Source organism: Bacillus sp. JJ1764, assembly GCF_036962145.1.
Lineage (GTDB): Bacteria > Bacillota > Bacilli > Bacillales > Cytobacillaceae > Neobacillus.
Map to the genome: position 1 here is coordinate 1 of NZ_JBALNY010000241.1, position 1,407 is coordinate 1,407.

Sequence of the window (1,407 nt, forward strand, 5' to 3'; positions counted from 1 at the left end):
GTATGCATATATGGTTGATAACCAACAAAAAAGTTAGGGTATTGTAAATATATAATGCAAATATCTAAATAATGTCTAGTGAATTAATTTACACGAATAGAGAGATATAATAATGAAAGAAACTCCTTTTGTGTTTACCGATGCCCCTATTTGGATTCAGGACTATACATTTTTTACTTTAAAGGTAATAAGTGAGAGAAATTATGGGGGAATTGAAGATGCATAATGATACTAATATCTATGATGTAATTATAAGCAACATAAAAGAATTAAAGAATAGTAAGGGTAATGGGCATTTAGAGGGTAGTGTTACTAGAAACGTTTTCAGAGGTCAGATTGAGAAACTAGAAAAAAAGGTTATGGAATATAAGGAGAAAAATAGTGAAGTACAAAATACATCATCACAATATAAGGAAGCATTAAAAAGACTATTAGATCAAATATATTCTTTTGTCGGAAGTTTCAATTTCAATGATATGATATCAGCAGTGAATACTATTAAATCTTTTAATTCAGACTTCAATAGAATGGATGTATTAGAGAAACTAGCTGAAACAAAAAATAATATAGTTATAATAGGGGCTAATGGGGCTGGAAAATCTTCCTTTGTCAGTTCACTTCAACAATCTAAAATATCTAATATGGTTATTATTCCTGCACAAAAGTCACTATTTTATTTCCCAGATGCGGCGGGTCGAACACTTTACACTAAATCTATAAAGGATGTCGAATCATATCAGAGCAAAGATTTTATTTCTTTTTCGAAAGGGGACTTTGAAGGATGGAGACTCCAACAAGAGTATCTAGAAAATTTCCCTGTGTTAGTAACCGCCTTGTCAAACGATTATATTGAAAATGGAATGAAAATTGCAGAACAGGAAGAAGATGCTCTACCAAAAGATCGGATTACTTTTAATCAATTAAGAGCTATTTGGAATACTTTGTTACCACATATAGATTTAAAGGTTGATTCAACGTTACGAACAATATATCCGGTTGTAGATGGGAATAAATATAATATTAATTCTTTAAGTGATGGAGAAAAGTGTATACTTTTTTATATAGGTAATATACTAATGGCTCCTACGAATAGCTATATAATTGTGGATGAACCAGAGACTTTTCTAAATCCTTCAATATACAATAAATTATGGGATTTGTTATGTAATTATAGAGAAGATTGTCAATTTATTTTTTGCTCACATACTGTGGATTTCATTACTTCTAGAATCAATACTACTTTAGTGTGGAATAAAAAATTCAGTTTCCCTAATATTTGGGATATCGAATTTGTACCTGATAAAACAGCCCTTCCTACTTCAATTCTAGCAGAGCTATTAGGAAGCAGAAAAAAAGTATTGTTCTGTGAAGGAGATGATAAAAATAGTCTTGATTTTAAAATATATT

The 1,407-nt window shown here is 30.0% G+C and carries 1 protein-coding gene; it reads left to right on the plus strand.

From position 1 onward, the window contains the following. Positions 1-218: 218 nt before the first annotated feature. Positions 219-1,407 (plus strand): AAA family ATPase (locus tag V7083_RS23240; protein ID WP_335482531.1); only part of this gene is annotated, 1,189 nt, incomplete at its 3' end.